Annotated in this window: 3 protein-coding genes; all 3 read left to right on the forward strand. The window is 59.3% G+C overall.

Annotation, left to right across the window (positions count from 1 at the left end; translation table 11 throughout):
* Positions 1–444, forward strand: a 444-nt coding sequence (locus IRZ24_RS17655; RefSeq protein WP_297167150.1) for a cellulose-binding domain-containing protein, incomplete at its 5' end; no start/stop codon positions are given.
* Between the two features lie 324 nt (positions 445–768).
* Positions 769–2958 carry a cellulose binding domain-containing protein gene (locus tag IRZ24_RS17660; RefSeq protein ID WP_297167155.1) on the forward strand — a complete coding sequence of 730 codons (2190 nt, stop codon included), beginning with the start codon at positions 769–771 and terminating at the stop codon, positions 2956–2958.
* 485 nt (positions 2959–3443) lie between these two features.
* Positions 3444–3984 (forward strand): cobalt transporter CbiM (gene cbiM / locus IRZ24_RS17665; protein WP_297167157.1); only part of this gene is annotated, 541 nt, incomplete at its 3' end.

Consider the following 3984-nt stretch of genomic DNA (forward strand, 5'->3'; position numbering starts at 1 on the left):
ACGCCGTCCCCCACGCCGACCACAGCGCCGACGCCGACGCCAACACCGACACCACGACCGACCGTGACGCCGACGGCCACTCCATCGCCGACGCCGTCTCCCACACCGAGCGCGGGCGCGGCCTGTCAAGTTCACTATAGCGTTGTTAGCCAATGGCCGGGTGGTTTCCAGGCCAGTATCAGCATCACTAACACCGGCAGCAGTCCTATCAACGGTTGGACTCTGCGTTTCAGCTTTACGGCTGGTCAGCAGATTACCCAGTTGTGGAATGGCAGCTACACGCAACAGGGGGCCCAGGTGACCGTTACCAATGCCTCCTACAACGCCCAGATTCCGGCGGGTGCCTCGCTCAGCTCGCCACCTGGTTTCCTGGCCACCTGGAACGGTAGCAATCCCGCGCCGACCAGTTTCACTCTCAATGGCGTTAGCTGCAGCGTCGTCTGACCTGGCAGCCTTGATACCAGCAGCAGGTCAGGGATGGCCAACATCGCAGGGACGCGCCTGCTGGTATGTCCATAGATTGATCGCTTGATCGGTTAGCTTCTTTCCTGGGGTGAGGCTGGGGGACCGCATGGCAGCGCTGTGGTAAGGAGATAGCTGGGGGAAAGAGACGGCTCGTCTGAGTAGGTCTCTTTCCTCCACTGGAGGTCTCACATCACTGCGGCGGTCCGTTCCGTTCGCGCAGCCGGCCTCACCTCACCTTGCCTCTCCTTTGCCTTCGCAACAGAGGAGTGTAGAGGCTCTCGATGCACCAAGGAGGCAGTAGGCATGAAGCCATCCTTCTTCTCGCCTACGCGTATGCGACCTCTGCATGGACGCTGGTGGCTCGGGGCGCTCCTGCTTGGGGTGCTGCTTCTCACCTCGCTAGGAGTAGTACTCGGCACGGCGCGCATTAGCCATGCGCAGTCTGCTCCCGCTGGGCTGGTGCTGGAGTATGCTGATGCCAATACCAGCGCCACCACGAATACGCCTCGTCCTCACTTTGAAATTATCAACAATACCAGCTCTAGCGTGGCTCTCAGCAGCCTGACGATCCGCTATTGGTATACGAAGGACGGCAGTCAGGCCCAGCAGTTTTGGTGCGACTATGCCGCTGTCGGCTGCAGCAATCTCTCGGGTACCTTTGTAGCAATGAGTGCCCCGACGACCACCGCTGACACCTATCTCCAGATCAGCTTTAGCAGCGCAGCCGGCACGATCCTGCCTGGCGGCAATAGTGGCGAAATCCAAGTACGCTTCAATAAGAGCGACTGGAGTAACTATAACCAGGCCAATGACTATTCATGGAGTGCAACCCAGACCAGCTATGCGCCCTGGAATCAAGTAACGCTCTACCTTAACGGGCAACTGGTTTGGGGCACAGAGCCTGGTGGGGCTAGCCCAACACCGACGCCGACGCCTTCTCCCACGCCGGCCCTAACTCCCACAGCGGGCGCCGGTGGGGGGAGTGGCAGCACCAGCGGAGGATGGACGACCAGCGGAACGAAGATTCTGGCGCCCAATGGCAGTCAATTCGTGATCAGTGGCATCAACTGGTATGGTTTCGAGACCCCTGATTATGTGGCACATGGCCTGTGGTCGTACGATATCTCGACGATTCTCAATCTGGTCAAGAGCTATGGCTACAATACCCTGCGCATTCCCTTCTCAAACCAGATGTGGGAGTCCGACCCGGTGCCGCAGAATGATGTGGGATGTCCCTCATGCGTTGGACTACATGCGCGCGATATCCTGGCCAAGATCATTAATTACGCCGGCTCCATTGGTCTGCATGTGATTCTGGACAATCATCGCTCGGAGGCAGGCGAGTCTGCAGAGCAGAGCGGGCTCTGGTACACGTCGGCCTATCCCGAGAGTAGCTGGATCAACGACTGGGTGAGTGTCCAGCGCTGGGTGCATGGTATTCCTCAGACGATGGGGGCGACGGATACGGTCACGGTGAACTATCTGGCCTCCGATGGCTGGCCGATCGTCCTGGGCTATGACCTGCGCAATGAGCCGCATGTGGAGGGGACCTATCCCAATCAGTATGCCAGCGGCGCTCAGTGGGGGTCGGGCGATGGTATTGATCCAGCGAGCAACCCGAATCCGAATCCATTTGCGCCAGCGTGCGTGGCGACCTCGACCTGCCATGATTGGCGCCTGGCGGCAGAGCGTGCCGCTGATACCTTGCTCGCTGATGCCAAGGCCCACGGCTGGAGCTATCCTTTGATCTTCGTAGAGGGGGTTTCAGCCTATCCAACCTCTTCGGGCACGCAGGCTAATGGTCCCTACTCCAGCACCTGGTGGGGTGGCAACCTGCAGGGGGTCAATGGCAATAGCAACAATCCAGGCGCACCAATCGTGCTCAACGCTGGCGGCAGTGCCAGCAGCCTGGGGCCGGCGGTGAGCAATCAGGTGGTCTATTCGGCCCACGACTATGGTCCGACGCTCTATCCTCAGAGCTGGTTCAATAGCAGCACGTGCTACAAGAGCGGCTGCTCCAGTTCGAGCCTGGTGGATGTCTGGACGAGCAATTGGGCCTATATTGCCACGCCGAACGGAGTCAATCCGAGCTGGCCTGGCCATAGCAGCTATCCCTGGAGCAATACGGGGGCCCAGCCCTACAGCTCGGCTCCGGTCTGGATCGGTGAGTTTGGCACTGGCAACAGTGCCAGCGATCTGGTCTCCAGCGGTGCCGGCTCGCAGGGCCAGTGGTTCACAGATCTAGTGAACTTTATTAAGAGCAGCTATGGCTCCGGCGGCTCGGGGGTGGCCGTGAGTAATCTGAACTGGACCTACTGGGCGCTCAATGGAGAGGATAGCTATGGCTTGCTGAATGGACAATACAATGGTCTGGCTAATGCCAGCAAAGAGTATAGCTTCCTCTGCTTTATCGAGACTGGCCCGCTGGCGGTCCCTGCTGGCAGTGGGAGCGGCCAGTGTGGCTCGACCGGTCCCTTACCAGCGCCACAGTGAGCCGTAGCCGGCCTGTGCGGGCGAACTCGCGGTGGCCAGAGATCTGTAAGGTAAGCAGACATCATCTGAGCGCCCCTGCTGGATACGAACGAGCACGAGCACCCACCCTGGCAGAAGGGCGAGGCTGTGGAGCGCTTGCTCCGTTGTCCTCGCCCTCGCTCTCTTTCTCTCTCTACTCTTCCCTCTCGACGGTCACGGCTGCTGAGATAGCTTTTGCCTGAATCAAGGTAGGGCGGGCGCGCTGGCGCGCCGCTGCCGCCCTTGACAGGCAACCTGCCAGTTCCCTATACTTACCAGTAGTTATTGAGAAAGATTTGCAATTGCATTTGACAAGCAGCTATGGCCGGTGCAGGCAAAGGTGGGGGCTGATCTGGCAAGGAGCCGAGCCGGCCAGGCATGTTTGTGTCTGCAGCATCTGGCGTCCGCAGTCTCCCTCTCACTTGGGTAGTAGTCTGTTTTCCGAGCGGGCTACGGAGGTTCCTGCCATGCACATACCCGACGGCTATCTCTCGCCTGTCTTCTCCCTCGGCTCTGGTGTGGTGACGATCCCTGCCTGGGCGGTGGCCACCCGTAAGGTGCGTGATGTGCTCAATCGGCGTACCGTGCCGCTGATGGCCATCTTTTCGGCTCTCTCCTTCACGATCATGATGTTCAATGTGCCGGTGCCCGGCGGCACAACGGCCCACGGGGTCGGTGGAACCTTGATCGCTATTGTGCTAGGTCCCTGGGCGGCTACTCTCTGTGTGAGTGTGGCCCTGATTATTCAAGCGCTCTTTTTTGGGGATGGGGGCATTCTTGCTATTTTTATCAATTGCCTAAATATGGGGGTAATTTTACCGTTTGTCGGTTATTATAGCTATCGGCTGTTGGCGGGAAGCTCAGCGGTGCTCTCGACGCGGCGCATCTGGGCCGCGGCCATCGGTGCTTATCTGGGCATCACTGCGGCGGCGCTGGCGGTTGGTATCGAGCTGGGTCTGCAGCCGCTGCTCTTCCAGCAAAACGGGCATGCTCTTTATAGTCCCTATC

Origin of the sequence: Thermogemmatispora sp., assembly GCF_019683755.1 — a bacterium.
GTDB lineage: Bacteria > Chloroflexota > Ktedonobacteria > Ktedonobacterales > Ktedonobacteraceae > Thermogemmatispora.

Coding starts and splice junctions, on each gene's coding strand:
- IRZ24_RS17660 (WP_297167155.1), top strand. CDS start 769: ATGAAGCCATCCTTCTTCTCGCCTACGCGTATGCGACCTCTGCATGGA.